We start from the raw sequence: 26043 nt of genomic DNA on the forward strand, positions 1-26043 counted from the left end.
ATGGGGTGCACTCCCCGGGAATGGCGGGACGATACCGTCCCGATCGAAGAGATGGCCGACTGGCTGGCGGCTTGCGATTATCGGGGAGCCTGGGTGCTGGAGATGCGCAGCCCCGGGGACCTGCAGCCGTCGGCGGATCGGCTGCACAGCTTGCGGCGGCAGTTCCAGAAATTTAATGCAAGTTATCTATAGCGCGTCGTAGGATTTCCTCTTTAATTTCCCTGGACAGTTCATATGTATCGTATCGCAAAGCGTGCGGGTTTATTTCTACGTTTCTTCCTGCTTCCGCTTCTTTTTTGGCAAAGTAGGTTATAGTATCTACCGGATTTGACGATTCCCAAAGCAGCTGGCTCTTCAAATCCGCCAATAATTGATGCTGGTCAATATTCTGGAATTGCAGTTGTCCGGCAGTACTCTTTAAATGGGATTCATAATCACCGTAATGATGAACGACTTCCCAGCCGGACCATTTCGCTTTAAGTTCATGGGATATGTTGGGGATGTCATTGGCATGCCAAAATTCCAATTTCCTGCGACCTATATCAATATGGAAGCCTCCGACAGGGAATTCCTTAGACCATTCACGCAGGGCAATGCTTTTATATCCATAGGATTTATTGATCTCGTGGATCATATTAGGGCCATGGGCTAAATATACTTCGACACCTCCGCTTAATGGGAACAATAGCAGTTCGTTTTGAGGGAACATGACGCTCGCTATGGTATCTACCCAATCTTTCTCTTCGGGAGGTTCTAAGCTTGCATCTTTTAAATCGTCTTCACCGTACGTCAATATTTTTTCCCTCGGGTAACCGACGTAGTTGGCTAAATCTAAAATGCCTTCGTAAGCCCAGGCGATTTCCCAACCGGACCAAATAGTTCTCATCAGTTTTAAGTAGAGATTCCTGAGTGGAACATTGTAAAGTATATCCTCGCCGCCATATAATACCAGCTTCTTTTTATCTAAGTCAATAACAGCTCCACCCTCGGCCCAAACGTCATCCAACCATCCGGATTCATCCACCCGCTTTTGCATTTCGATGAATTTGACGGCATGCTGCTCTCCCCAAAACAAATCTTTAGGCAGCGTGTTTGCACACCAGTGGCTATAGTACAACTCGTAATAATTATTTCTAACCATAATCAGATTTGCTCTTTGTCCCATAGTTCCCCTCCGTCAATCTATCTTTACTCCTTCAAAATTAATATTCAACTTGTAATGGGGGAAAACCTTCAAGTGAAGGGGACGAGGTAACCAAGTGCAAAAGTGCAGTTGATTTTTCGTAAATCGCTATTATTGAGCGGCTGAGATGCAAAAGTGCATCTGTTTTGGAGCTATGCGATAAAAAAGTAACTTTTTGGCGGAAATGAACTGCACTTTTGCATTTGAACAGCCCCTATTGAGGAGTTTCGACAAAAATCGCCTGCACTTTTGCATTTCGTGGAATTTTACACCCCTTTTTGCCAAGTAACTTATATCTGGATCCGACAAATCGGTCACCTCTTACGTTCTCAAACCGGCTGTTTCTGCATACTTGACTCCTGTCGTGTACAAATAGCAACACAATACCCTACAGTTTAATTTCTGTATCCGATTTTGCCGGATTTGGCGTTCTGTTTAGTCTTGTAGAATCGAAAACAGGGTCATCAAACAACGCTATTGCAAGTTGCACACCGTCCATCATCCCTTGCATGTACAAACGTTCATTTTCTAAACCCTGCCTGAAGTGGTGCTTGTCCTCCCAGTCCATATACTCCGGCGACTTCGTTTGATCCGTATCGGAAAACATCGCCTCAAAAGCCAAGCGTTCTTCGGCACGAAGTTTACAAAATTCGGGATGACGATTGATACGCGCTGTAATGTGGTTCAACCTTTCCTGAATCGCGTCTCGAAACCATAATGGCAATTCCATTGTCTTTTCTCCTCCTCCGGCGCGCTAGCTTATTTCGTCTCCATTTTAACGCGGAATCGGTTTGTTTTAATTCGGTATTCGCAGTAAAAAAATAATCTTTCACTTTTAGGATTACGAAGTCGTTGCCATTGCCAGGGTGCTGGATATTTCCGTTGGTGAATTATTGGGGGAGGAGTAGGGAGAATTAGTGGCAGGAAAAATAAAAAAAACGGGACGCAGGTTCCGATAAATGGTTAGCCTTTGTCCCGTTATTTCTATGTTGATTTAAGTAGAATAATTTTATTTTTCTTCCTCAAGTAAATTGCTAAACAAAACACGTATGAAATTCCGTCTGCCGTATAAGACTCTAACCACATAAACTACTCCATCTTCATATCTGTAAAATATCAGGTAATTGTCACAAACAAGATACCGATAATCGGTTTGAATGTCTATAGTAGCGGATAGAGGGGTGCCAATTTTAGGATAATCCACCAGGCTGCGAATCTTTTTCGTTATTTTTGCGATCAAATTTTACAGCGGCTTCAGGATTATAAAGCTCCTGGGAGATGTAGTTTTTCACTTCCACTAAGTCATTTCTGGCTTCAGGTGAAATTTTCAGTTTATTCATTTTATATTCCCAGGTCTGCTTCGACTTCCTCTATAGTCATCCATCCCTTTTCTTTCCCTGATTGCTCTCCTTGAGCAAGCTTTGACATCAGTTTTAGAGAAGCCGTTAGTTTTTCATATTCACTTATATCGACAATAGCAAATTTTCCTCTGCCATTTTTAGTTAAAAATACCGGCTCGCCTACAGAAATATCCCGCAAAACCTCATTGTAATTTCTCAAATCGGATATGGGCTTAATATTCGGCATTTATAACAACTCCTTTTGATTGCTGTTATCATTGTATGTTTATTATTCGTAAAATTCAACAGTACATTCCTTTCAAACATATGCTTCTTATACTTTAGGGGCGAATTACAGTTTTTTCTGATTGAATACAGAACGAATATTCGTATATAATACAAACATATGTTCCTATTCAAAAGGAGTGGTCAAATTGCTTTCAGATCTTGAACGGAAATTACTTCGTATCCTATACAGCTATTCGACGCAGCGGAAACGGATGCCTACAATCGATGAGTTGGAGATTAAGACCGGCAGGAACAAGCAGGATATATTTGCCGGATTGCGTGGGTTGGTGGAACAGCGGTATATCTTTTGGCCGGACAATCCCGGATTGGATACGCTAGTCATCCTGGAGGCGTGGGAACGGGATCAGCCTCAACGTCCAAAATTCAGCGCCTCGAGCGGTAATATAGATTATTGGACGAAATATTGATAACGGTATTTAGGGAGAAGAGAGGAGAGGGCAAAAAATAGCGGGATTTGGGCTTCCGACAGCCTAGGTCCCGATTTACCGCAAAAGCAATCGTAGTCTCTCCATATCCTTCACAACCAGATCACCTTCACCGTTTTTCGTTATGTCCCTGTTATACTCCCTCTGTACACAAACAGAGGTTTATCCAAACCCAACTTCAGCCCAATTTTGTTCATCACGCTCACCATCGTTTGTTCTCAATGACTCCGCAAAATGAAAGCGTTTTATTGTATGATCAATGCAGGAGGTGGTTCCATTGATGATTGATAAACGTCCTGCGCTTTTACTGAAGCACCTTTTAAAAGTGAAGCATACAACCATGAATCAGGTCATGGAGCACTCTCAATTAACCAAACGGCAAATCGCCTATGATTTGGACAAAATCAATTATTGGTTGAAAGAGAGAGCACTTCCTGCCATTCCGTACAAAGGAATGAATTATATCATGGTGCCGGAAGAGGTGGTGGGCTTTTGTCGGAAGCAGCAGCTGGAGAACCGCAAACAAGATTTCTTTTTAACGGAAGAGGAACGTTTGATATTCATTTACCTGTACCTCTTTATAAGGCAAGAGCACATTTCGTCGGTACATTTAACACAACTTCTCCAGGTAAGCAAGAACACGGTGATTTCCGATGTGAAAAAGGCGAACGAAATGAACCGGCCTTTCCTGGTTGAAATTCGTTATTCCAGGCAGAAGGGTTATCATCTTCGGGGCACAGAGTCCGATAAGCGGATCCTTGTCCAGCAGCATTTAGCGCAGATGATGCAAATTCCGTATTTTGAAAAACTAATCCATTATCTAGTGTGCAATCGGCAGGAACTTCTTCCCTTAGATTCGGCTCACCGTGCGCTTGTGCAGGCAGAAAAGCTTTTTCATCTCGATTTTGTGGAAGAACGTGTACATCAATTTGCTTATTTTCTTGTCCTCTATGATTACCGGCACAAAGAAAGAAAATTCGTTCAATTTCATAATGATGAAATCGAGTTGTTAAGCAAAGATCCCATGTGGCCCGTGGCCAAAACCATATTTGATCATCTGGGATTTGAGGAAGATGAACATGAGCTGTGCTATTTCACCACCCAATTGTTAGGTTTGTCTTTAGGGAGCCGCGCGGTTCAAGACGGGAGCCGGGATTTGCTTTTTCACTTATGCGAACAGCTTGTCGTTGATTTTGAATATAAAGCGGCCATTGTTTTCGAACAAAAGGATGAAGTCATCCGCACTTTATATCAGCATTTTAAGCCGGCTTATTTTCGCATGAAATACCGGATTCCGATTCATAATCCGCTGCTCGAGCAGATTCAAAATGAACATCACGAGCTTTACACCCTTATCAAGGAACTGCTTCAGCCGGTCGGATCGCTGTTAAGCATCAATATTCCGGAGGAAGAAATCGGTTTTATCACGATGCACTTTGGAGCCCTGTTGGCCAAACCGCAGCAAGCCATGCCGAAAAAGAAACGAGCGATTGTCGTTTGTCCCAGCGGAGTCAGCTCTTCGTTGATGGTGAAGCACCAGATCGAGTCGCTGTTTTCGGAAATCACCGTGGAAAAAACGCTGTCTTTACAGGAATACCAGAAAGAAAATGTAGATCCATATGATCTGATCTTTTCGACGATCGAGCTGGAGTCCAAGCTACCGTGCTTTTATGTAAAGCCCATCATGGCGCCCAATGAAAAAAACAGGTTGGTCAATGAAGTGTACCGGCAGCTGTTTGGGATCGGATACCAGGACCTGTCCTTAAAAGAGCTGATCCAAACGATTGAGCGTTATGCCAACATTTACGACGAAAAGGGATTAACGGAAACGTTAAGCCAACTGACGATTCATAGAAAAATAGATATCCAGAGGAGGAACCAACCTGTGCTAAGCGATCTATTAAAAGAAGAAACGATCCAAGTTGTTGAACAGCTTCCCGATTGGGAAGAGGCCATCAAAGTAGCGGCAACCCCGCTGCTGGAGAAAGGGGCCATCGAATCTTCCTATATTGAGGCGATGATTGCAAATATCAAGACCATGGGCCCGTATGTCGTCCTTGGCAATGAAGTCGCGATCCCGCACGCGCGTCCCAAAATGGGCGTGAATCAAGTAGGGATGAGCTTTTTAAAGCTCAATCGGCCGGTCTATTTTTTGAATGATGAAAAGTATCCTGTCCGGCTGTTGTTTTGTGTTGCGGCCAATGATAACAAGACCCATCTTAAAGCGCTCACTCAATTAACGAAACTTCTCAGCGACACCAAAAACATTGAGCTCTTAAAAGAGGAAAAGTCGATAGAAACGTTTCTTGACTTATTCAAGTTATATTCTGCCGCGGTTTAAACCATGGAAACGGGAGGAAGAAGATTTATGAAAATTTTAGCGATTTGCGGTACGGGTTTGGGAAGCAGTTTTATGTTGGAGATGAACGTCAAACAAATTTTGTCGGAGCTTGGGATCGGCGGTGTCGAAGTGGACCATTCCGACCTTAGCTCGGCGGCTCCGGATTCAGCGGATCTGTTTATCGCCGCCAAGGATATTGCCACAGGAATGGGGCATTTGGGAGAGGTGATTGTGATCGACAGCATTATCGATATGGACGGTCTGCGCGCCAAACTTAAGGACGTATTCCAAGCAAAGGGAATGCTTTAATAACGGGGGGACAACTGCTATGGGAGAAAGAATTCTCAAATTAATGATGGATATTTTAAGCCAGCCGGCCGTCTTGGTTGCGTTGATTTCCCTGGTGGGGCTGATTATTCAGAAAAAACCGGTAAGCGAAATCGTCAAAGGAACCACCAAAACGCTCCTCGGTTTTCTGGTCATTTCCGCAGGGGCCGGAATCATTGTTCAATCTTTGGATCCATTCGGAAAAATGTTTCAGAGCGCCTTCCATGTATCGGGGGTTGTGCCGAATAACGAGGCCATCGTGGCCATGGCTTTAAATGAATTTGGCAGCGCGACCGCCTTTATTATGTTCTTCGGCATGATTGCGAACATCCTGATTGCCCGCTTTACAAAGCTGAAATATATCTTTTTAACGGGTCATCACACGTTGTATATGGCTTGTATGCTTGCTGTCATCTTGGTGGTTTCGGGTTTACAAGGAATTCCGCTGATTGTTGTCGGTTCCCTTGCTTTAGGTTTAATCATGGCGGTGTTTCCGGCCATTTGCCAGCCGATTATGCGAAAAATCACGGGGAACGACAGCGTAGGGTTTGGGCATTTTTCGAGCATAGGGTATGTTGCTTCCGGGCTTGTCGGAAAGGTTGTCGGGAAAGGCTCGCGTTCCACGGAGGAGATCAGCTTTCCCAAAGGGTTGGGATTTTTGCGCGACAGTTCCGTGACCATCTCGTTAACGATGGTGGTGCTTTATATCATCATTGCTATTTTTGCCGGTCCGTCTTATGTGGAGACAGAACTTAGCGGGGGCACGCATTACCTTGTGTTCTCCGTGATTCAGGGGGTTACCTTTGCGGCCGGAGTGTTCGTGATCCTTTCCGGGGTTCGGCTGGTGCTGGCGGAAATTGTTCCGGCTTTCAAAGGGATCTCCACCAAACTGGTTCCGGACTCCAAGCCTGCTCTCGATTGCCCGGTTGTTTTTCCCTATGCGCCAAACGCGGTGTTGATCGGCTTTTTCAGCAGCTTCCTTGGCGGGATCGTGGGAATGGTGATTTTGGCCATGACAGGCTCCGTGATCATCTTGCCGGGTGTAGTTCCCCATTTCTTTACGGGGGCGACGGCCGGGGTATTCGGCAATGCCACGGGCGGGGTTCGCGGCGCGACCTTGGGGTCTTTTGTAAATGGCTTGATCATTACGTTCCTCCCCGTATTCTTAATGCCGGTTCTCGGCAACCTCGGTTTTGCCAGTACAACGTTTTCGGATACCGATTTTGCCGCTTCCGGCATTCTGCTTGGAAATATCGCGAAATCGCTGGGAGCAACAGGCGTTACCATAACGGTGGTTGGACTGGTAATTTTGGCCGTGGTATTCGGTTTCTTTAAGAAAAACAAAGCGAATCAGGATTCGCAGCAGATGGAAGCTTAAATGTCAGACACACCAGAGGAGGAAATTCGAATGGACTTGGATTTGCAAAAATTGGAATTGTTTCGTGATGAGATCCGCTTAAAAACATTAAAAGAGCTGCATCACCTTGGTTTTGGACATTACGGCGGCAGCTTGTCCATCGTTGAGGTTTTGGCCGTATTGTATGGTGGAGTGATGAAAGTCGATCCGGCCAACCCGAAATGGGAGGAACGCGATTATTTCATTCTCTCCAAAGGCCATGGCGGACCGGGGCTGTACGCCACTTTGGCGGCTAAAGGCTACTTTCCCGAAGAAGTTCTGTATACGTTAAATCAGAATGGCACGAAGCTCCCTTCGCATCCCGATAAAAATTTAACACCGGGTGTTGATATGACAACAGGATCGTTAGGGCAAGGCATTTCCGCGGCTGTTGGGGTAGCTCTGTCTCATAAACTATCAGGTAAGGAGAATTACACCTATTGCATAGTGGGGGATGGCGAATTAAACGAAGGGCAGTGCTGGGAGGCCTTCCAATTCGCGGCGCATCATAAGCTGAACCGCCTCTTTGTATTTGTGGATGACAATAAAAAGCAGTTGGACGGGTTAACGAAGGATATTATTGATCCGCTGGATTTTGCGGAGAAGTTTAACGCTTTTGGTTTTTACGCGATGAAAGTGGACGGTGGTTCGTTGCGGGGAATCTATGAAGCCATCGAAAAAGGAAAAGCGCAGGGGGATAAGCCGGTCGCGATTATTTTGGATACGGTCAAAGGGCAGGGCGTTCCTTATTTGGAAGAGAAGGCCGATAACCATCATATTCGTCCCAACGAAGCCGATGAAGCCGCTATTTTGAATGCGATTGCAGAATTGGAAACCAAACTTGGAAAGGCGGTGGAGTTATGATGAGCGTAGCGGCCAGAAACTATGAACTGGAAAACGTGGAAATGCGCCAAATGTATGCCAATACGTTATTGGAACTGGCTAAGGCCAATCCCAATGTCATCGGTTTGGAAGCCGATTTAATGAGTGCGATCTCGACCAATAAAATTATGAAAGAGATTCCGGAGCAAATCATCAATACCGGGATTATGGAAGCGAATATGATGGGGGTTGCGGCCGGTCTGTCGCTGACGGGCAAGATCCCTTATGTCCATACATTCGGCCAGTTTGCCACCCGCCGCGCTTTTGACCAGCTTTTTGTTTCAGGCGCTTACGCGAAAACGAATATCAAAATATTAGGCTCCGATGCCGGCGTAACCGCTGAGCATAACGGCGGGACCCATATGGCCTTCGAAGACCTTGGCCTGGCTCGGTTGATTCCGGGTGCCCAGGTGTATGAAGCGAGCGATTCCACGATGCTGCGGTACTTGCTGCGCAAAATTGAAAAAGAGCATGGCATTCATTACATTCGGACGATCCGCAAAAATGCCGTAAAACTTTACCCGGAAAATGAGGTGTTTGAAGCGGGGAAAGGCAAGGTTCTGCGAGAAGGAGGCGATGTCGCCATCATCGCCAGCGGGATTATGGTGGCGGAATCGTTGAAAGCGGCCGACCTGCTTCAGGAGCAAGGCATCGAAGCCGCCGTGATCGATATGTTTTCGATTAAGCCGATCGATCGAGATTTAATCGTCAAGTACGCCGAAAAAAACAAAGCGGTCGTTACGGCGGAAAACCATAACGTGATCGGCGGACTGGGAAGCGCCGTGGCCGAGGTTCTAAGCGAACATTGCCCAACCCGAATGCGGCGGATCGGCGTCAGGGAACAATTCGGTCAGGTCGGTAAGGTTGATTACCTGAAGGAATTCTACAAGCTGACTGCAAAGGATATTGCTGATGCGGCGGAAGAAGTTGTTTCTTAATTTGAATGGCGGACAAAAAAGAAGATCAGGACATCGGCGTCCTGATCTTCTTTTTAATTCAGCGGTGAGCTAAGAAACAGCTCTTTTGTCTCCTGAACATCCCGCATCGGCGGTTTTCCGTACATCCGGGCGTATTCCCGGCTGAACTGGGACGGGCTCTCGTAGCCGACGCGGAACGCCGCATCGGATGCCGGCATGGACTCCGCCAACATTAACCGCCGGGCTTCCTGCAAACGCACCGTTTTCAGGTATTGCAGCGGGCTCATCGCGGTGACGCGTTTGAAATGCTTGTGAAACGCCGATACGCTCATGTTTGCGGACTTGGCGAGCTGCTCAACAGCCAGCGGGCGGTCATATTGCCGGTTAATCACCCGGATCGCTTGCGCGATGTTGTACCCATGGCTGCCGGCGATCGCAAATTGATGGAGGAAGGCCCCTGGTTCACCTTGAAGCATTCGATACAGAATTTCGCGGACGATGAGCGGTTCCATCATCGGAATGTCCTCAGGCGTGTCGAGCAGCTGCATAAGCCGCACGACGGCTTCGAGCAGCGATGAAGACATCCGGTTTACGGTGATGCCGCGGCCGGCTTCCACGGGAGCGGAAACGGGGAGATTCATTTTGTTCAAAATCTCAAGAATGACGTCGGTGTCGAAGCTCAGCTTTAAACTTAAATAGGGGGTCCCGGGCGATGCCTCGACAATTCTGCCGATGGTCGGCAATTCGACGGAAGTGATCAAATAAGTCGAAGGATCGTATCGGTAGGTTTCCTCTGCCAGTGTGGCCGTCTTCGCCCCTTGCGCCACGACGCAAACGGATGGCTTGTGTACGGTTTCCAGCGGTTCCGCCGGATGCGCGGCATACATCAGCGTCAAAGAAGGCATAACCGTCTGATGCGTTCCGTTCGACGGGGCATGGCGAAGGAGCAAACGCGCCAATTGCTGCAAGGCATGCTCCATGCGCTGCGGTTCATTTATAGTTTCCATGTTTGCCGGCTCCTTCCGTTAAGGATTTATATCCTCATTTTTCATATATCCTGCATCATGTCAAATGTTCGAAATGCAGATAGCGACTGGAGTGCGGTCTGCCTGTTTTTGGGATAGTCGATTTTGTAAATGCAGGAATACAGCACGTTTAATACATATTCAAAAGCGATCTGGGAAGAGAAGGTACCGATTTTGGCATAGGACAACTCGTCGTTTGGCACCTGAATACAAATCGTACTGAGTGCGGCCAGTTCACTGCGGGCGGATGAGGTGATGGTCAGTATAGGAGCTCCGGAATTTTTGAGATGCCGGGCGGCTTTCAAATAGATGGGCGATTTATTGTGATACGTCAGAAAAACGGCGCAATCCTCCGGAGTCATATTCACGGTATGATGCGCCCATTCCGCCAGTTCGGTGGCAATAATGGCATATTTATTGATTTTAATCAGTTTATTTTGAAAGCTCTGGGCACGAATCTGAGAATCTCCCAGGGCAAAAATGAAAATCCGCTTCGCCCGGTTCAGCATTTCGGCAGACCGGTTCAATAACTCATCATCCAGCAAAACAAATGTTTTCTCAATAGTCTCTTTCAGCAGTTCGGCCATGCCTTTTGCTACCTGGATGGAAGACTCATGCACCTGGAAAGGCAGGTTCGGATCTACGCCGGAAATCTGCTGAAGGGATTGCTGCAGTTCCTGGGCCAGTTTGATTTTGAATTCCTTGAAGCCGGCTAAGCCGAGCTTGCGCGTCAGACGAACCACGGCCGAATGAGAGGTAAAAGCCGCCCGGGCAAGCTCATGGATGCTTAAGGACAGGCAATTCTCCGGATGTTGCAGAACGTAGGCGGCAATGCTCTGTTCGTTAGGCGTAAAACCTCTCATTTCTTTCAGCAATGTTAGTATTTTCATCAGATCCACCTCAGATTTATTGTACCAAAGGCGTCGATGGGAAGTATAGAAAATGAACTTTTGGTTCAGCATTAGGGGGGAACGCCATGGGCACGGCTGAACATATGCATCATTCTGGCGGCAGTCTCTATACGGGCGGGAGTTTATGCTCCTATAATGGAGTAATTAAAAGGATAAGGAGTGCGGATAAGATGAAATTGGGAATTGCGGGCGCGGGTAAGATCGTGTTGGATTTGTTGAGTTTTATTCATGAGATTCCTAATATTTCCGTCATCGCCATCTGCGGCACGCCAAGAAGCTATGAGAAACTGGGGCAATTACAGCAGCAGTACCGGATTCCGGGGATTTACACGGATTACGACAGAATGCTGGAGGATGATGTGGATACGGTTTATATCGGACTGCCCAATCATCTGCATTATTCTTTTGCCAGAAGGGCCTTGCTGCAGGGCAAACATGTGATTTGCGAGAAGCCGTTTACATCCAATTTGCGGGAGTTTCTGGAGTTGGACAGGCTGGCGCGTGAGCGCGGCTTGATGCTGCTGGAGGCGGTCACAACGATTCATCTGCCGAATTACAAATCGATAAAAGAACGTGTGGGATTACTTGGCGATATTAAAATAGTGCAGTGCAACTACTCCCAGTATTCCTCCCGTTATGACGCATTTAAAGCAGGGAACACGCTGCCCGCGTTTGATCCGGCCATGTCCGGCGGAGCGCTGATGGACATCAACATTTACAATATCCACTGGGTAACCGGATTGTTTGGCAGCCCGGAGCGTGTGCAATATATGGCCAATATCGAGCGGGGGATTGACACTTCCGGCGTATTGCTGCTGGATTACGGACATTTTAAAGCCGTATGCGTCGGCGCCAAGGATAGCTCGGCTCCCGCCTTCTACAGCATTCAAGGAGACAAGGGCAGCATTCAGATGAACAGTTCGGCCAATATCTGCGATTCGTATACCTATACCCTCTATCGTCAAGAGCCGGAAAAAGTGGATCATAAAAATCACGCGCACCGGATGTATGACGAATTCGTGGAGTTTGACCGGATTATAGCCCAGCGGGACACGCAGGCAGCGGAGCTATTGCTGGAGCAAAGCCGGAGAGTCATGGAAATCGTACAAGCGGCGAGAGAATCGGCCGGTGTTATATTTGCTGCTGATCATGGCCGATCATAAATGAGTACCGGTCAAGTGCCTAACTTCGTCATGAAAGCTCATCCCATTTTACCCACATTTCTTGCGGGTTTAGCTCGTAAATTTGATTTTCCCGAAACATGAACTGGTGAATAATAAACTCCCTGCGTATTGTCGCAAAGTCATCATGATAATCCTTAATAAAATCATTTATTTCCTTTTCGCTGTACTTCCGTCCCGGCTCTAGCTTTGATACTAGCTGTTCCAGTACAACAAGCTTCTTCTTAAGTTGCACGGGAATGCTCTTTAACCGTCCTTCGATTGTAAAAAAATTTTTAATGACAGAGTCTCTAAATCGCTTATGGTTATCATCCAAAATGTTTGTCCTCCTCAATCAACAAATTTAGCGAATATCAAATTAGATATTTGTTAAATTAGATGTTAGTCGAATGATAGTGAGTTGTCAATTCCCGAAACGCAAAAAGACACGGAAGAACAATTCCGTGTCTTTCCAGAATCTGCCCCAATAGTGGTAAAATTAGGATCGCAGTTCCAGCGAAAAATATAAGGGCAAAAAATGTCGTTATTCCGCCGATATCCGTCCATATGAGAGAAATAGAGGAAATTTATGTCGCTATTTTCTCGAATCGCAAGGAAATAGTTACGTTTTGGACCATTCATAGGAAAATAGGGACAAAAAAATCCGCTATAGGGATCAACATGCTAGGGCTGCTGATAATAAGAACATAAAATTCCACTATTTTTTGAAGGCCGGCAGTTCGTCCTTCCAGAAGCTGGCCCGCTCCACTTTCACTCCGCAACTACCTCCGGATCGACCCGCTTGACCAGGTTCCGCAACTTTGAGAGCAACTGGCCCCGCCAGTCGCCAAGTTCCTCAATTCTTTCTTCGATGAATCCGGACGGGGATTTAACCGTTTTTCCATTGCAATAGGACAACGCACTCCACATGGCTCGTCTGCGGGAACATGTCGACCGGCTGCACCCAGTCGATGGTATAGCCGCCGTCCAGCAGCACCTTGCAGTCCTTGGCCAGGGTGGAAGGGTTGCAGGAGACGTAAATGAAGCGCTTCGGCTTCGTGCGCAGCACCGCTTCGAGGAAGCGGGGATCGAGGCCCGTGCGCGGCGGGTCGGCGACGATGACGTCGGGTGCGAAGCCGCTCTTCACCCAGCGGGGCAGAAGCTCCTCAGCGTAGCCGGCGTAAAAGGAGGCGTTGCCGCGGCCGTTGCGAGCGGCGTTTGCCTTCGCGTCCTCCACGGCCTCGGGGATTGACTCGATCCCACGCACCTCACTCGCGTAAGGCGCCAGCCACAGGCCGATCGTGCCGGTGCCGCAGTAGGCGTCGACGACCGTTTCCCGGCCGGTCAGTCCGGCGGCGGCGCGCACCGTTTCGTACAGCTTCACCGTCTGGATCGGATTCAGCTGAAAAAAGGCGCGCGGCGATAACGTAAACTCCAGGTCGCCAAGCGACTCCCGGATACTGTCTTCGCCCCAAAGAATTACCGTCTTGTTGCCGAAGACAAGCGAAGTGTTTTTCGGGTTGACGTTCATCGCAATGCTCGTCAAATCGGGCATCGCCAGCCGCAGTGCTTTGATCAGCTCGGCCTGGCGCGGCAGCTTGTCACTCGCCGTTACGAGCGTGACCTGAAGCTGCTCCGATTGGAACCCCCAGCGAACGACGATCGTGCGGACGAGCCCCTGATTGCTTTTTTCCCGGTATACGGGGATTTGCAGCTGCTGCAGGACGTTGCGCGTCCGGTCTACCGCTTCATTGATCTTCGGATGCTGGATCGGGCAGCCGGTGATGTCGATCAGCTTGTGCGAGTCGGCCGCGTACAGTCCGGCGATTACGCCTTCCTGGGCCATGCCGAGCTGCAGTTGCGCTTTGTTGCGGTAATTCCAGGGATGCTCCATGCCCAGCATCGGCTTAATCCGTACATCCTGCAATCCGGCATAACGGGAAAAAGCCTCGCGCACCATGTCCTCCTTGCCGGCGAGCTGGCCTTCGTAAGACAGATGCTGGATTTGGCAACCGCCGCATATGCCGAACACCGGACATGGCGCATCCACCCGGTAGGGGGAACGTTTTTCGATCTCCTTGATCGCGGCGGAAATAAACTTGTCGGAGAGCTTGGTGACTTCCGCCTTAACGACTTCCCCGGGAATGGCGCCTTCGATAAATACCGCTTTGCGGCGGTAGTAGCCGACCCCTTCACCGTTGATCCCGAGCCGCTTGACCGTGACGACGATTCTGTCGCCGGTCCGCAATTGATCAGCCTGCTCGCGGCCGGCGGCGGATGGCTTTGAAACCGGCCTTGAAGGCGGCTTCGAATTGGGCTTCGAATCCCGGGTTTTCCCCGGAAAACGCGATGTATTGTAACGTGGTTTGTTATCGCTCATTGATCCAAAATCTCCATTTCCGAAAAAGGTACAGTCCCAATATACCACGCGGGACCAGAGGACACCACAGTGGGGCCCTGATTTAAACGCTCCGACTTTAAACACGCCGCAGCAGAAAAGCAAGAACCCCCGCGATCGAGAGGGCGATTTCGGCCTACCCCAAAACGCGGGCGTTTCGCTGCGCTTTTTTCATAATTGTAAATTTTGGGCGGCGTGTTCGATGGACCATGGTTGCCAAGGTGCGGCCAAGCCCGGTAAACTTAAAGTATATGGATTTAGGGAGAAGAGTGAGGAACAAATGATTTCGCAAACAGCAAACATGGAACAAGCGCGGCAATTACTGCAAAAATATTACGGTTACCCCGATTTCCGCGAAGGCCAGCGAAAAATCGTGGAAAGCGTGCTTTCGGGTGCGGATACGCTCGGCATTATGCCAACCGGCGGCGGCAAATCGATCTGCTACCAGGTCCCGGCGCTTTTGCTGCCGGGCCTGACGCTGGTCGTGTCGCCGCTCATTTCTTTGATGAAGGATCAGGTAGACGCGCTTACCGCGATGGGAATCTCCGCCGCTTACATCAACAGCACGCTCACCGGCAAAGAGGTAAACGAGCGCATCCGCGCCGCCCGGCGCGGCGAGCTGAAGCTGTTGTACGTGGCGCCGGAGCGGCTGGAGCTGGACTGGTTCCGCGAGGAGATGAGCGGCCTGACCATCTCCTGTGTCGCCGTGGACGAAGCGCACTGCGTTTCGCAGTGGGGGCATGACTTCCGGACGAGTTACCTGGCGGTTTCGCCGTTTGTGCAGGGGCTGCCGCAGCGCCCGATCATCGCGGCCTTCACCGCGACGGCGACGCCGGAGGTCATGGACGACATGGTGTCGCTGCTGCGGCTCGCGGAGCCGGCCGTCTTTGTCACCGGCCTGGGCCGGGACAACCTGGCGATGTCGGTGCTGCGCGGCGAAAATAAACGTGAATTCGTGATGAACTATGCGAACACGCACGCGCATCAGCCCGGCATCGTGTATGCGGCGACCCGCAAGGAGGTCGACGACCTGTACGACCGGCTGCGCCGTTCCGGCATTCCGGCGGGCCGCTATCATGCCGGCTTGTCCGACAAGGAGCGGGAGGAAAACCAGGAGGCGTTCCTGTATGACGATATCCGCGTGATGGTCGCCACCAATGCGTTTGGCATGGGGATCGACAAGTCCAACGTACGGTACGTCATCCACTACAATATGCCTAAAAATATGGAAGCTTATGTCCAGGAAGCCGGCCGGGCCGGCCGCGACGGCGAGCCGAGCGAATGCATTTTGCTGTTCAGCCCGCAGGACATCATGACGCAAAAATTTCTGATCGAGCAAAATCCGCAGGACGAGAGCCGCAAGCGCAACGAATACCGCAAGCTGCAGCAGATGGTGGAGTACTGCTATCAGACCAAGTGCCTGCGCTGGGCGATGCTTGATTATTTCGGCGAGGAGCATGATCATACGCCGTGCGGCATTTGCAGCTCCTGCCGGGACGAACGCGAACTGGTCGACATGACCCGCGACGCGCAAATCGTCTTCTCCTGCATTCACCGGATGCGGGAACGGTTTGGCGTGTCGCTGGTCTCCTCCGTCCTCAAAGGCTCGCAGAACAAAAAGGTGCTGCAGTACGGTTTCGACTCGCTGCCGACCTACGGCATGATGCGCACACGCACGGAAAAAGAAATTTCCGAGCTGATCAACGTGTTTATCGCCGAGGGTTATTTGGCCCTGTCCGAAGGGCAATACCCGGTTGCACGCCTGCAGCCGCTGGCCGTGGAGGTGCTGAAAAGCCGCCATCAGGTGATGCTGCGCGCGCCGGAGCCGGCCGCCGGCAAACAGACCGCTTCAGGCGGCGGCTCGCGCCGCAGAGGCTACGACGACGGCCCGTCCGCGGTCAACGAGACGATTTTTGAGCAACTGCGTCTCATCCGGCGCGATCTGGCCGAGAAGGAGCATGTTCCTTCTTATATCATTTTCAACGATGCGACATTGCGCGAAATGAGCGTCGTCTGCCCGACGAGCGAAGCGGATATGCTGAAGATTAAGGGCGTGGGGGAAGTCAAATACCGTAAGTATGGGAAGCCGTTTCTGGATTTTTTTCAAAATATGGAATAGGGTTGTGAAACATGAAGGTCATACTGGCGACTTTAAACGCAAAATTTATCCACACCTCGCTGGCCCTTCGGCTGCTTAAGGCCTACAGCGGGAACGAGTTCGACATCGATTTGGCCGAATATACGATCAAGGATCCCGTGATGAACATCGTTTCCGACCTGTTTCAGCGCCGGCCCGACGTGGTCGGCTTCTCTTGTTACATCTGGAACATCGAAGAAACGATTAAAGTGATCAAGCTGCTGAAAAAAGTGCTGCCGGAAACGACGGTTGTTTTGGGCGGTCCCGAGGTGTCTTACGATTCGCAGCACTGGATGGAGCGCGTCCGGGAAGTCGATTTCATCGTCATGGGCGACGGTGAGGAGACGTTCCATCATTTACTGCAGGAGCTGGCCGGCGCCCGGAAATTCCATTTTGTGTTTGGCGCGGCTTACCGCAAAGGCGAGGAGGTTATGATCAACCCGCCGCGGCCGAAATCCGATCTGAACACGCTGCCTTCGCCGCACCGGTTTCCCGAGGATATTCCGAACATCGGTAAGCGGATCATTTATTTTGAAACGAGCCGAGGTTGTCCGTTCAGCTGCCAATTTTGCCTGTCCAGCATCGAGGTGGGGGTGCGTTATTACGATATCGAACGCGTGAAGTCCGATATTCTGTATCTGATCGAGCATGGGGCGAAAACGATCAAATTTCTGGACCGCACGTTTAACATCAACCGCAGCTACGCAATGGAAATGTTCCAATTTCTGATCGACAACCATCAAGGCTGCGTCTTCCAGTTCGAAATCACGGCGGACATTATGCGGCCCGAGGTGCTTGATTTTCTGGCGGAAAACGCGCCGCCGGGGATCTTCCGCTTCGAAATCGGCGTGCAGTCGACGAACGATCCGACCAACGAACTCGTCAAGCGGCGGCAGAACTTCACGAAGCTGACCCGCACGGTGACCAAAATCAAAGAAAGCGGCAAAATCGACCAGCATCTCGATCTGATCGCCGGTTTGCCGGAGGAGGATTACGCGACGTTCCGCAAAACGTTTAACGACGTGTTTGCCCTGCGCCCCGAGGAGCTGCAGCTCGGCTTCCTCAAAATGCTGCGCGGGACCGGGCTCCGGAACAACGCGGCCAAATACAACTACGTGTACATGGACCATGCTCCGTACGAAATTTTGGGCAACGATGTGTTGCCGTTTTCGGACGTCGTCCGCTTGAAACGGCTGGAGGATGTGCTGGAGAAGTACTGGAACGCGCACCGGATGGACCATACGCTGGAATATCTGGTGAGCCGCGAGTTCGACTCGCCGTTTGATTTCTTTCAGGAGTTCGGCGATTACTGGGAAGAGCGGGGCTGGCAGCGGATCGGCCATCAGCTGGAGGATCTGTTCGCCCGGCTGCACGAGTTTCTCGCCTATCGCGGCCTGAAGCGGCCGGAGGTGGCGCTTGCCCTGATGAAGCTCGATTATTTGCTCGGACATAAATACAAGCCGCGCAAAATCTGGTGGGAGGACCGGATGGACAAGGACCGCCGCAGCGGCTATTTCAAGGCGCTGGCGGAGCACCCATCGGCGTTGTCCGCCAGCTTCGCGGCCTATGGCCTGAACGAGCGCGAGCTGCAGAAATACGCCTGCCTGGAGGTGCTGCCGTTCCGGCTGGGCGACGTGCTTGCAGGGAAGGAAGTGCCGGCAGGGCCTTCGGCGCAAAGCAGGGCCGTAGACACAGCTATAGCCGCAGATACAGATACAGGAACAGATACAGACAAAACCAAATACACAGCTGCAGAAGCACTCACAGCCACAACCGTTGCCACAACCGTTGACACAACCATAGCAACCATAGACACAACTATAGACACAGCCACAGATACAGTTACAGATACAGTTACAGTTACAGATACAACCACAGCCACAGCCGGAGCCGGAGCAGTTGCCGATCAGCTTTCCGCCGCTTCGGAGGCGACCCTGCTGGTCGTGCTGTACCAGCAGAGCGAGGACGAGCGCCCGGTATTTTTCCATGCGCCGCTGGCATTTTTACTATCTTTGGTGCCTCCCATCACTGGCCACTAGCGTTGCATTAACCACAAACTATTCTAACGGTTGCCACAATCGCTATTTGTCCCAAAAACGTTGATTTCAAATTCTAACGGTTGCCATGGCGCTTATTTCACTTAAACTAGGCTAATTCTGCTTAGATTAAGGCGATTAACGGCGATCACAACCGTTAGAATTTACAAAAGGCCTTTTTTCGTAAAATAGCCGCAGTTACAACCGTTAGATTTCCTGCGGACGATAGTTTCGATTCGAAAACCTGAGCAATTTCGGGAAACCTGGAAAGTATCAGGGCTACAACTTGTCTAGTGCAAGAGTTTATGCAACGCTAGTGATCACCGGCTCGAAATAGAGGCCCAAAATGCCGCTATTGCTTCCGAAAGTGTCCGAATGACGAAAATAAGGACAAAAAATGCCGCTATCGTGCATCCTATTGAATATTCGGCGGGCATCCGGCAGGAATTCTTCCGGGAATTTCACCGAGTATCTAGCGGACGTCCCAGCGAACATCGGCGAACATTCGGAGGAAAGCCAGTTGCCGATCAACCTGCGCAAGCACCAAAATCAAGCCGCTGACTTGTTCAGCGGCTTGATTGCTATATTATGAGCTGCCCTCAGCCGCCGCGTTAACGGGCAAATGGTGCTCCAGCCAATCGGCAAGGTCGTTCATCACTTCGTCGCGGTTGATTTCGTTCAGCATTTCGTGGCGCCCGCCGGGGTACAGTTTCACCTTGACTTCCCGCAGCCCCAGCCAGGAATACAAAGCGCTCAGCCGTCGAATGCCTTCGCCGTGCAGGCCGACGGGGTCCTGATCGCCGGCGAAAATATAGACCGGCTTATGCTTCGGGATATCCTGCAGCTGCTCCGGCTGATGGATCTCCTGCAGCAGATCGAAGAAATCCTGAAAAAAACCGGCGCTGCACAAAAAACCGCAGTAAGGGTCGTTTATGTATTTGTCAACCTCGAGCTCGTCGCGGGACAACCAGTCAAACGGGGTTCTGGCGGGCAGAAACTTCCGGTTGAAGCCGCCGAAGGTGAGCATGTTCATCAGGAAACTGGGATGATCATCTCCTTGAAACCTTGCCTGCAGGCGGGCCAGGTTTTTGCCGAAGCCGAGCAGCGAGCGCGGCCCGTTCGTACCCGTTAGGACGAACCCGCGGTAAGGCTCATGAGCAGCATACATCATTTTTTGCGTCAAAAAAGAACCCATGCTGTGGCCAAGCAAAAACACCGGCAGCTCCGGGTGCTCGCCGCGGATGATTGCGCCAAGGGCGATGAGATCCTGCACCATGCCGTTAAAGCCGTTTTCGCCGGGCCAGCCCAATTCCTCCGGGCCTCTGGCAGTGCGGCCATGGCCGCGATGGTCGTTGGCGTATACGACAAAGCCGCGGGCGGTCAACACCCGGGCCAGGCGCTCGTATCTTTTCGCGGTTTCGGCCATGCCGTGAGCGATTTGCAGCACGCCCCGCGGCGGGGGAGCCGCCCCTTCCGCGCTCCAGCGATAGACGAACACGTCATGGCCGGCGCCGTTTTCGAACGTAAAAGTTCGCTCTTCCATGCGCAGCACTCGCTTTCTCAGAATTGTTAAGAAAAATGCAACTCAACTTTCACAGAACGAAAATCAGCTTAAAAACAGGTGGAGCAAGGGTTTGACACCGATGAAATGCGTGGCTTGAAGCTGCTATTCGGAAACTTGAACGTGTCTAAAACCTTTGCGTGGAAGGAACTATATGCCACTCCTGCCTCACTGTGATAAAGGAAGAGAGGAAATCCCACGAAATGCAAAAGTGCAGGCGGTTTTTGTCGAAACCCCTCTAAACTTATGGTTCAAATGTAAAAATGCAGTTCAATTCGGGCCAAAATCTATTTTTTATCGTATAGCCCTAAATGAGATGTACTTTTGCATTTCAATCGCGCTAAAATGGTGATTTGCGGAAAAATAGAATGCACTTTTGCAGTTGATTCCATCACTCGTTCTCACAATCTGCAGTACAATATGGTTTGTCCGTGGTCCCACTATCACACCGTCACACCGTCACAGCCGGCTGAAAAAACTCAATCCGCTCGCCGTCCGGTCCGCTAAAGAAGAAAAAGCGGCCGCCGCCGCCCGGGAGCGAGCGGATGTCCTTGTCGAGCCCCGACAGCCCCAGACCGGCGATACGGGCATATTCTTCCTCGATCTCGCTGGCCGTAAAGGCAATGTGGTGAACGCGCCCTTCCCCAGGCAGATCTTCCCCGCCCTGCAAACTAACCAGTTCTACTTCTACTGACTCCTGTCCCGGAAAAGCGAGAAAAGCAAGCCGCAACGGGTCGCCGACCTCCCCGATCGTATGAAGCAGCTTCAGCCCGATAACCCGCTCGTAAAATTCGATCGAATCCTCCAGCGCAGATACGCGAATCCCGACATGCTCAATTTTGTGAATACCCATGAATGAATCCCAGCTTTCGTTTATCGTTTTATTTTTTCTCTATGGCGACCAAATAAGGCGCGGATGGCCTTTGCAGCTGCCGGTACACGATCGCTTGTCCGGCTGCCGAAGGCAGCGACGCGGCCCAGGCTTCCACGGCCCGGGCTTCGGTATCGCCGCCGGGATGCCCCGGGTAGAGGACAGCGGTGAGAATCCCGCGCGGCCGCAGCAGGCGCACGGCGGCCTCCAGCGCGGGGAGCGTGCTGCCCGGCTGCGTGATCAGCGCCGGGTCCGCTCCTGCGGCCGGCAGGTAGCCGAGATTGAACATCACGGCGCCCAAACGGCCATGGACCTCGGCGGGCAAAGCAGCCTCCATCTCGGCATGGCTGCGTTCGATCAGGGTGACGCCGGCCAGGGAGGAGGGTTCCTCTTTGCCTAGCCGTTCCCGGGTCAAGTTTAAGGCCTGCGGTTGAATATCGAAGGCGAACACCCGCCCCTTCGGTCCGCAGGCTTTGGCCAAAAACAGCGTGTCCGCCCCGGTGCCGGCGGTGGCGTCGACCGCGGGATCGCCCGGCTGCAGCCGTTCGCCCGCCAGCTTGTGAGCCATGCTTAACACCGAGAGGAAACCCATGCTCCTTGCCCCCTCCAGTATTTGCCTTGCCAGGAATCGCGCCGCTTCAGCTCGGCGTCGATCGCGTTCAGCACCTCCCATTTTTTCAGGCTCCACATCGGCCCGATCAGCAGGTCGCGCGGCGCGTCCCCCGTCAGGCGGTGGACGATCATCTCCGGCGGCAGAAACTCCAGCGTATCGACGATCAATTTAATGTATTCGTCCATTTCGAGAAACCGCAATAGTCCCGCTTCATACTGCTTCACCATCGGCGTTTTGCGCATCAGGTGGAGCAAGTGGATTTTGATGCCCTGAACATCCATGTCAGCGACGGCCCGCCCTGTTTCGAGCATCATTTCGTGGGTTTCCTGCGGGAGGCCGTAAATGATATGCGTGCAGACGCGGATGTTCCGTTGGCGCAGCTTCTCGACGGCGTTAAGATAACACTCTGTATCATGCGCCCGGTTGATCAGTTCGGACGTCGATTCATGGATGCTCTGCAGCCCCATCTCGACCCATAAATAAGTTCGTTCATTCAACTCGGCCAAATAATCGACGACGTCGTCCGGGAGACAATCCGGCCGGGTGGCGATGGACAAGCCGACGACGCCGGGCTGCTCGAGGATCGCCTCGTAATATTCGCGGAGCACCTCTACCGGGGCATACGTATTCGTATAAGCCTGAAAGTAACCGATGTACTTGGCCTGCGGCCATTTCTGGTGCTGCCGGTCGCGGATATGGTTGAATTGGGTGACCAGGTCGTCCCGGCGGCTGCCGGCAAAGTCCCCCGAGCCGCGGGCGCTGCAAAAGGTGCAGCCGCCTTTGGCGATGGAACCGTCGCGGTTGGGGCAGGTAAAGCCGGCATCCAGCATCACCTTGAACACTTTTTCCCCGAATTCGCGGCGCATCTCGGTATTCCAGGTATGAAATCGCTTGTCTCCCCACAACGCAGGAGTGTCCGCCATTAGTGTACTCATCACAAGCTCCTTTATTTTGTCAAAAAAAAATTTTGTATATTTATTCACTGGGAAAAGCCCGCCGTTTCGGCCATTCCACCTGATTCATTGTATCAAATTTTTTGAAAAAAGGGGAATAGAGCCTGGTAGCTTCCTTGCAGTGAAATAAGGATTATGTTATTTTGAATGTATTAAATTTGTTGGAACCCCAATTCCAAAATATATCGAAAAAGGAATCACTCGTTCGTCTCCCCGGCGTTCGTTTTGGTTCCTTTTTCATTTTCCGCTCTTTACTTTTATGACGATGTTCGGCAAAATATTGCAAGTACGAATAACAAGAAAAGCGGAGGAATAACATGCGTTTACGCGGCAGAAAAGGCATTCGGGAGGATTTGGAGCAGCAGCGCGATTTGGTTGTGCTGGATCCCCGGGAATATAAAGGACGCTGGGCGGAGCTGTTCGGCAACGGACGGCCGATTCACATCGAGCTTGGCATGGGAAAAGGCCAGTTTATCAGTGGAATGAGTGTGAAATACCCGGAGGCCAATTTCATCGGCATGGATATGTACGATGAACTGATTCGCCGGGCGAGCGAGAAGGTGCGGACGATTTGGCGGGAGCAGGGCGCGGAGCGGCCGGAAAGCGTACGGCTGGCGCTTGGAAATGTCGAATCGCTGGAAGAGTTTTTTGCTCCGGGGGAAGTGGAGCGGATTTATCTGAATTTCAGCGATCCCTGGCCGAAAAAGAAACATTGGCGCAGAAGGTTGACGCACCCGAGATTTCTGGACAAATACCGGGCCCTGCTGAACGAACGTGGGGAAATTCATTTTAAGACGGATTCCCGGATTTTGTTTGAGTTTTCGCTGAATTCGTTTGCCGCGTGCGGGCTGCAGATGAACGATATTTCGCTCAGTTTGCACGAGGGAGGCGTTAATGAGGAGCATGTCATGACGGAATACGAAAGCAAATTCGTCGGACAAGGCATGCCGATTTACCGCTGCGAGGCGATCGTGGGGAAAGCGGCTCTGGAGCGATACCATGAGCATAAGATGGAGCGGTTTTAGATCTGGCTTGGAAAAACAAGGCGGCGCATGGGGATACCCTTGCGGCCGCCTTGCTTTATTTTCGGATAAAATTCGTATTTCCAAGAAGATCGATAATGGCCTGGGCGCTCTGCATCGGACGGAAGCGGGCGATATGGCTCAGCGCGTCTTCCCGAGCGCGGACGACCTCCTCGTAATCGTCGGTCAAGCGTTTGATCCAGTTCGTGATATCGTCCAGGGAATCGATCGGAGTTCCCCATCCTTGCTGGGCGAAATAGTGGGAGTTTTCTTCCTCCTGACCGGGAAGCGGTTTGTGGAACAGCATCGGAATGCCTTTGGCCAGTCCTTCGGAGCAGGTCATTCCCCCGGGCTTCGTAATCAGCAGGTCGGAGATTTCCATCAGCTTGTCGATTTCCTTCGTGAATCCGAGCAGCCGAATATTGGGATGGATGAAACGGGGATCCTTTTTCATTTTTTCCAGCGATTTTTCATTGTTGCCGAAGCAGAAAATGATTTGGATATTCTCCCGGTACAAGGCCAGCAGCGAGTTCACTGCCTCATCCTTCATAAACCCCCAGCCGCCGCCCATCACCAGAACGGTCGGCATATCCTTCAAGCCGAACTGCAGGCGGATGTCTTCCTTGCGGTGGCGCTCCCAGAAATTCGGGTGCACGGGAATGCCCGTGATCAGGATTTTGCTCTTCTCCACGCCGCGGTCCATCAGCTTGCGCTGCACCTGGTCGGTAGAGACGAGGTAGCAGTTCACTTCCCGGCTTACCCACGCCCCGTGTACGTCATAATCGGTAATCACGGTGCACAGCGGCACGTCAAGCATGCCCAGCCGCTTCATCCGCGAGATGACCGCGCTAGGAATCGGGTGAGTGCAGACGATCACGTCGGGATGCAGCTGGCGTATGATCTGGATGGTGCGGGTATAAAAAATCCGATGTAGAGCAAGCGTCGTCAATCGGTTCATGGATTTTTTGTAATTGCTGCGGTACATCATGCGTATAAGTCTGGGCTGGGTGGACACCGTTTTTTTGTAAGCGGTTATGAAGAGCGGAGCCACTCTCGGATTCAAAAAACTGCCAAGCTCCAGGACTTTCGTTTGCACGTTTGGCGCCAGTTTCCGTAAACTGCTGGAGAGCGCATAGGCCGCCTGGGTATGTCCCGCTCCAAACCCTTCGGATAAAAGCAAGACTCTTTGTTTATGCACTTTGGTTTCACCTTTTCCTGCAAGGTTTTCCTACTGAACTACAATATCCCCTTTACGCCCAGAATGCAACCGTGCCGAGGGCTACGCAAGAACCGATCACCGCGCCGGCAAGGCAATCCGAAGGATAATGCAGGCCCAGGTAAATCCGCGAAACGGCGACCAGCAGCGCCACGGGCAAAAGCACAAATCCGAGCGCAGGAACGGCGGCCACAAACGGTACCGTTACCGAAAAAATCGCTGTCGTGTGCCCGGAAGGAAAAGAATGGTCCTTCAGCGGATTCCTGAAGGTATTCGTGCCCGGAAGCGTCAAATACGGCCGAACGCGCGGGTAAGTTTTTTTGACGAGTGCGACGGGAAGATGGCTGAGCGCAAGCGCAACGCATGATTGCAGGCCTACCCTGCTCCAGGGTTGGGGCGCGGCAAGCCAAATTAACAGGGAAGAGGCGATCGTAAACGTAGCCCCGCCCAAAAAAGTTAATCGATAAAGCCAGGAATTGAGAAATTTGCGGTGCCAGCGGCCGTTGATGCCCACAAAAATCCGGCGGTCCAGGTTTTTTAGTTTTTGAATGAGTTGATTCATGAGATCCCTCCGCGTTTGGTTTGCCGCATTTACGGCCTAAAACTGCCCGTTTTTACGTTTTGGTTAAAAAGTAGGATGGCATTTTCAGGTTAGACTTATCATATTTTTTATCCATGGCCTTTTCAAGAACTGTTTTTTTGTCGCAGGCATAACTGCAGGTTTTTGACTTTTTGCCCGCCCTCCCTTTACAATGATTCAAATAATAGCAAAAAAGTTTAAAAAAAAGTGCAGGAATCTGTAAACTTTTTGCCGCTTTGTCACGTCTGTTTATATGGAACGTTCCTTTTTTTGACGTGGTGAATGAAAAAAAAGTTGGAACCTGAAATAAAAAGTGCCAAAAGTGATGAAAATAAGAACAAACCGCACCTGAAAGCAGGATGCGGGGGTCCCGTATGCGAAAATAGGCCAACTTCGGATGTATTTGCGCTACGGCGGGGTTATAGTGGCTTTGACAAAAG

The 26043-nt window shown here is 50.9% G+C and carries 25 protein-coding genes and 1 pseudogene; 11 read left to right on the forward strand and 15 right to left on the reverse strand.

Going from position 1 to position 26043, the window contains the following annotated elements:
• Complete coding sequence (locus EHV15_RS16855) at nucleotides 1–192, forward strand: hypothetical protein (RefSeq protein WP_128632217.1); 192 nt, start codon at nucleotides 1–3, stop codon at nucleotides 190–192.
• On the opposite strand, the gene EHV15_RS16860 is transcribed toward EHV15_RS16855, so the two are convergent.
• From EHV15_RS16860 to EHV15_RS16875, 5 genes are all read right to left on the reverse strand, one after another.
• The gene (locus EHV15_RS16860; protein WP_128632218.1) at nucleotides 173–1165 is read right to left on the reverse strand and encodes a hypothetical protein; all 993 of its coding nucleotides are present in this window, start codon (nucleotides 1163–1165) and stop codon (nucleotides 173–175) included. The two genes, EHV15_RS16855 and EHV15_RS16860, sit on opposite strands and share 20 nt — an antisense overlap.
• 406 nt (nucleotides 1166–1571) lie before the next feature.
• Entirely contained in the window at nucleotides 1572–1913 is a 342-nt protein-coding gene (locus EHV15_RS16865; RefSeq protein WP_128632219.1) for a hypothetical protein, read from the reverse strand.
• A 279-nt stretch (nucleotides 1914–2192) separates the two neighbouring features.
• A complete protein-coding gene (locus EHV15_RS38350) occupies nucleotides 2193–2387 on the reverse strand; it encodes a type II toxin-antitoxin system RelE/ParE family toxin (RefSeq protein ID WP_218571234.1) in 195 nt (64 codons plus the stop codon).
• Nucleotides 2374–2523 (reverse strand): hypothetical protein, encoded by a 150-nt coding sequence (locus tag EHV15_RS37015; RefSeq protein WP_218571235.1) that lies wholly within the window; start codon nucleotides 2521–2523, stop codon nucleotides 2374–2376. The genes EHV15_RS38350 and EHV15_RS37015 overlap by 14 nt, the downstream gene beginning before the upstream one ends.
• 1 nt (nucleotide 2524) lies before the next feature.
• Entirely contained in the window at nucleotides 2525–2770 is a 246-nt protein-coding gene (locus tag EHV15_RS16875; protein WP_128632220.1) for a type II toxin-antitoxin system prevent-host-death family antitoxin, read from the reverse strand.
• A gap of 178 nt (nucleotides 2771–2948) precedes the next feature.
• Between EHV15_RS16875 and EHV15_RS16880 the strand changes: the two genes are divergently transcribed.
• From EHV15_RS16880 to EHV15_RS16905, 6 genes are all read left to right on the forward strand, one after another.
• Nucleotides 2949–3239 (forward strand): hypothetical protein, encoded by a 291-nt coding sequence (locus tag EHV15_RS16880; RefSeq protein ID WP_425464437.1) that lies wholly within the window; start codon nucleotides 2949–2951, stop codon nucleotides 3237–3239.
• Between the two features lie 298 nt (nucleotides 3240–3537).
• A complete protein-coding gene (locus EHV15_RS16885; RefSeq protein ID WP_246061943.1) occupies nucleotides 3538–5598 on the forward strand; it encodes a BglG family transcription antiterminator in 2061 nt (686 codons plus the stop codon).
• 27 nt (nucleotides 5599–5625) lie between these two features.
• Nucleotides 5626–5907, forward strand: a complete 282-nt coding sequence (locus tag EHV15_RS16890) for a PTS sugar transporter subunit IIB (protein ID WP_128632223.1) — start codon at nucleotides 5626–5628, stop codon at nucleotides 5905–5907.
• A gap of 19 nt (nucleotides 5908–5926) precedes the next feature.
• Entirely contained in the window at nucleotides 5927–7303 is a 1377-nt protein-coding gene (locus EHV15_RS16895; RefSeq protein WP_128632224.1) for a PTS ascorbate transporter subunit IIC, read from the forward strand.
• Between the two features lie 30 nt (nucleotides 7304–7333).
• Nucleotides 7334–8185 (forward strand): transketolase, encoded by an 852-nt coding sequence (locus EHV15_RS16900; RefSeq protein WP_128632225.1) that lies wholly within the window; start codon nucleotides 7334–7336, stop codon nucleotides 8183–8185.
• Nucleotides 8182–9141, forward strand: coding sequence for a transketolase family protein (locus EHV15_RS16905; protein ID WP_246061646.1), 960 nt, complete (start codon nucleotides 8182–8184; stop codon nucleotides 9139–9141). Before EHV15_RS16900 ends, EHV15_RS16905 begins: the two co-directional genes overlap by 4 nt.
• Before the next feature lie 53 nt (nucleotides 9142–9194).
• On the opposite strand, the gene EHV15_RS16910 is transcribed toward EHV15_RS16905, so the two are convergent.
• Both EHV15_RS16910 and EHV15_RS16915 read right to left on the reverse strand, forming a co-directional pair.
• Nucleotides 9195–10127 carry an AraC family transcriptional regulator gene (locus EHV15_RS16910; RefSeq protein WP_246061648.1) on the reverse strand — a complete coding sequence of 311 codons (933 nt, stop codon included), beginning with the start codon at nucleotides 10125–10127 and terminating at the stop codon, nucleotides 9195–9197.
• Nucleotides 10128–10168: 41 nt separating this feature from the next.
• Entirely contained in the window at nucleotides 10169–11035 is an 867-nt protein-coding gene (locus EHV15_RS16915) for a MurR/RpiR family transcriptional regulator (protein ID WP_128632226.1), read from the reverse strand.
• Between the two features lie 191 nt (nucleotides 11036–11226).
• Here EHV15_RS16915 and EHV15_RS16920 point away from each other — a divergent pair, with 191 nt between their 5' ends.
• A complete protein-coding gene (locus tag EHV15_RS16920; RefSeq protein WP_128632227.1) occupies nucleotides 11227–12219 on the forward strand; it encodes a Gfo/Idh/MocA family protein in 993 nt (330 codons plus the stop codon).
• A 28-nt stretch (nucleotides 12220–12247) separates the two neighbouring features.
• Here the strand turns inward: EHV15_RS16920 and EHV15_RS16925 are convergent.
• Nucleotides 12248–12535 (reverse strand): annotated as a pseudogene (locus tag EHV15_RS16925) (DUF2087 domain-containing protein); the annotation flags it as partial.
• Between the two features lie 570 nt (nucleotides 12536–13105).
• Complete coding sequence (gene rlmD, locus EHV15_RS16930; protein ID WP_128632229.1) at nucleotides 13106–14596, reverse strand: 23S rRNA (uracil(1939)-C(5))-methyltransferase RlmD; 1491 nt, start codon at nucleotides 14594–14596, stop codon at nucleotides 13106–13108.
• Between the two features lie 298 nt (nucleotides 14597–14894).
• On the opposite strand from rlmD, the gene recQ reads away from it, so the two are divergent.
• Entirely contained in the window at nucleotides 14895–16733 is a 1839-nt protein-coding gene (recQ, locus tag EHV15_RS16935) for a DNA helicase RecQ (protein ID WP_128632230.1), read from the forward strand.
• Between the two features lie 11 nt (nucleotides 16734–16744).
• Nucleotides 16745–18790 (forward strand): B12-binding domain-containing radical SAM protein, encoded by a 2046-nt coding sequence (locus EHV15_RS16940; protein ID WP_128632231.1) that lies wholly within the window; start codon nucleotides 16745–16747, stop codon nucleotides 18788–18790.
• A gap of 583 nt (nucleotides 18791–19373) precedes the next feature.
• Here EHV15_RS16940 and EHV15_RS16945 read toward each other — a convergent pair.
• The 4 genes from EHV15_RS16945 to mnmL all read right to left on the reverse strand — a co-directional run bounded on the left by EHV15_RS16945 (nucleotide 19374) and on the right by mnmL (nucleotide 22767).
• Complete coding sequence (locus tag EHV15_RS16945; RefSeq protein WP_128632232.1) at nucleotides 19374–20330, reverse strand: alpha/beta hydrolase; 957 nt, start codon at nucleotides 20328–20330, stop codon at nucleotides 19374–19376.
• Between the two features lie 469 nt (nucleotides 20331–20799).
• The gene (locus EHV15_RS16950) at nucleotides 20800–21201 is read right to left on the reverse strand and encodes a VOC family protein (RefSeq protein WP_128632233.1); all 402 of its coding nucleotides are present in this window, start codon (nucleotides 21199–21201) and stop codon (nucleotides 20800–20802) included.
• 28 nt (nucleotides 21202–21229) lie between these two features.
• Entirely contained in the window at nucleotides 21230–21811 is a 582-nt protein-coding gene (mnmM, locus tag EHV15_RS16955; protein WP_128632234.1) for a tRNA 5-(aminomethyl)-2-thiouridylate-methyltransferase MnmM, read from the reverse strand.
• Complete coding sequence (mnmL, locus tag EHV15_RS16960) at nucleotides 21790–22767, reverse strand: tRNA modification radical SAM protein MnmL/YtqA (RefSeq protein WP_128632235.1); 978 nt, start codon at nucleotides 22765–22767, stop codon at nucleotides 21790–21792. Before mnmL ends, mnmM begins: the two co-directional genes overlap by 22 nt.
• 335 nt (nucleotides 22768–23102) lie before the next feature.
• Here mnmL and trmB point away from each other — a divergent pair, with 335 nt between their 5' ends.
• A complete protein-coding gene (gene trmB, locus EHV15_RS16965; RefSeq protein WP_128632236.1) occupies nucleotides 23103–23810 on the forward strand; it encodes a tRNA (guanosine(46)-N7)-methyltransferase TrmB in 708 nt (235 codons plus the stop codon).
• 55 nt (nucleotides 23811–23865) lie between these two features.
• Here the strand turns inward: trmB and EHV15_RS16970 are convergent, their stop codons facing one another.
• The gene (locus EHV15_RS16970; protein WP_128632237.1) at nucleotides 23866–25005 is read right to left on the reverse strand and encodes an MGDG synthase family glycosyltransferase; all 1140 of its coding nucleotides are present in this window, start codon (nucleotides 25003–25005) and stop codon (nucleotides 23866–23868) included.
• Between the two features lie 52 nt (nucleotides 25006–25057).
• Nucleotides 25058–25585 carry a phosphatase PAP2 family protein gene (locus EHV15_RS16975; RefSeq protein ID WP_128632238.1) on the reverse strand — a complete coding sequence of 176 codons (528 nt, stop codon included), beginning with the start codon at nucleotides 25583–25585 and terminating at the stop codon, nucleotides 25058–25060.
• Nucleotides 25586–26043 lie beyond the last annotated feature (458 nt).

This window comes from Paenibacillus oralis, from assembly GCF_003863965.1.
GTDB classification, from domain to species: Bacteria; Bacillota; Bacilli; order Paenibacillales; family Paenibacillaceae; genus Fontibacillus; species Fontibacillus oralis.

Bases quoted from the DNA above. Each gene is read 5' to 3' on its own strand.
- mnmL (WP_128632235.1), bottom strand. From the start codon at position 22,767: ATGAGTACACTAATGGCGGACACTCCTGCGTTGTGGGGAGACAAGCGA.
- EHV15_RS16950 (WP_128632233.1), bottom strand. From the start codon at position 21,201: ATGGGTATTCACAAAATTGAGCATGTCGGGATTCGCGTATCTGCGCTG.
- EHV15_RS16855 (WP_128632217.1), top strand. From the start codon at position 1: ATGGGGTGCACTCCCCGGGAATGGCGGGACGATACCGTCCCGATCGAA.
- EHV15_RS16975 (WP_128632238.1), bottom strand. From the start codon at position 25,585: ATGAATCAACTCATTCAAAAACTAAAAAACCTGGACCGCCGGATTTTT.
- EHV15_RS16910 (WP_246061648.1), bottom strand. From the start codon at position 10,127: ATGGAAACTATAAATGAACCGCAGCGCATGGAGCATGCCTTGCAGCAA.
- rlmD (WP_128632229.1), bottom strand. From the start codon at position 14,596: ATGAGCGATAACAAACCACGTTACAATACATCGCGTTTTCCGGGGAAA.
- recQ (WP_128632230.1), top strand. From the start codon at position 14,895: ATGATTTCGCAAACAGCAAACATGGAACAAGCGCGGCAATTACTGCAA.
- EHV15_RS16915 (WP_128632226.1), bottom strand. From the start codon at position 11,035: ATGAAAATACTAACATTGCTGAAAGAAATGAGAGGTTTTACGCCTAAC.
- EHV15_RS16905 (WP_246061646.1), top strand. From the start codon at position 8,182: ATGATGAGCGTAGCGGCCAGAAACTATGAACTGGAAAACGTGGAAATG.
- trmB (WP_128632236.1), top strand. From the start codon at position 23,103: ATGCGTTTACGCGGCAGAAAAGGCATTCGGGAGGATTTGGAGCAGCAG.
- EHV15_RS16875 (WP_128632220.1), bottom strand. From the start codon at position 2,770: ATGCCGAATATTAAGCCCATATCCGATTTGAGAAATTACAATGAGGTT.
- EHV15_RS16860 (WP_128632218.1), bottom strand. From the start codon at position 1,165: ATGGGACAAAGAGCAAATCTGATTATGGTTAGAAATAATTATTACGAG.
- EHV15_RS16945 (WP_128632232.1), bottom strand. From the start codon at position 20,330: ATGGAAGAGCGAACTTTTACGTTCGAAAACGGCGCCGGCCATGACGTG.
- EHV15_RS16940 (WP_128632231.1), top strand. From the start codon at position 16,745: ATGAAGGTCATACTGGCGACTTTAAACGCAAAATTTATCCACACCTCG.
- EHV15_RS16895 (WP_128632224.1), top strand. From the start codon at position 5,927: ATGGGAGAAAGAATTCTCAAATTAATGATGGATATTTTAAGCCAGCCG.
- mnmM (WP_128632234.1), bottom strand. From the start codon at position 21,811: ATGGGTTTCCTCTCGGTGTTAAGCATGGCTCACAAGCTGGCGGGCGAA.
- EHV15_RS16890 (WP_128632223.1), top strand. From the start codon at position 5,626: ATGAAAATTTTAGCGATTTGCGGTACGGGTTTGGGAAGCAGTTTTATG.
- EHV15_RS16920 (WP_128632227.1), top strand. From the start codon at position 11,227: ATGAAATTGGGAATTGCGGGCGCGGGTAAGATCGTGTTGGATTTGTTG.
- EHV15_RS16900 (WP_128632225.1), top strand. From the start codon at position 7,334: ATGGACTTGGATTTGCAAAAATTGGAATTGTTTCGTGATGAGATCCGC.
- EHV15_RS37015 (WP_218571235.1), bottom strand. From the start codon at position 2,523: ATGAATAAACTGAAAATTTCACCTGAAGCCAGAAATGACTTAGTGGAA.
- EHV15_RS16885 (WP_246061943.1), top strand. From the start codon at position 3,538: ATGATTGATAAACGTCCTGCGCTTTTACTGAAGCACCTTTTAAAAGTG.
- EHV15_RS16865 (WP_128632219.1), bottom strand. From the start codon at position 1,913: ATGGAATTGCCATTATGGTTTCGAGACGCGATTCAGGAAAGGTTGAAC.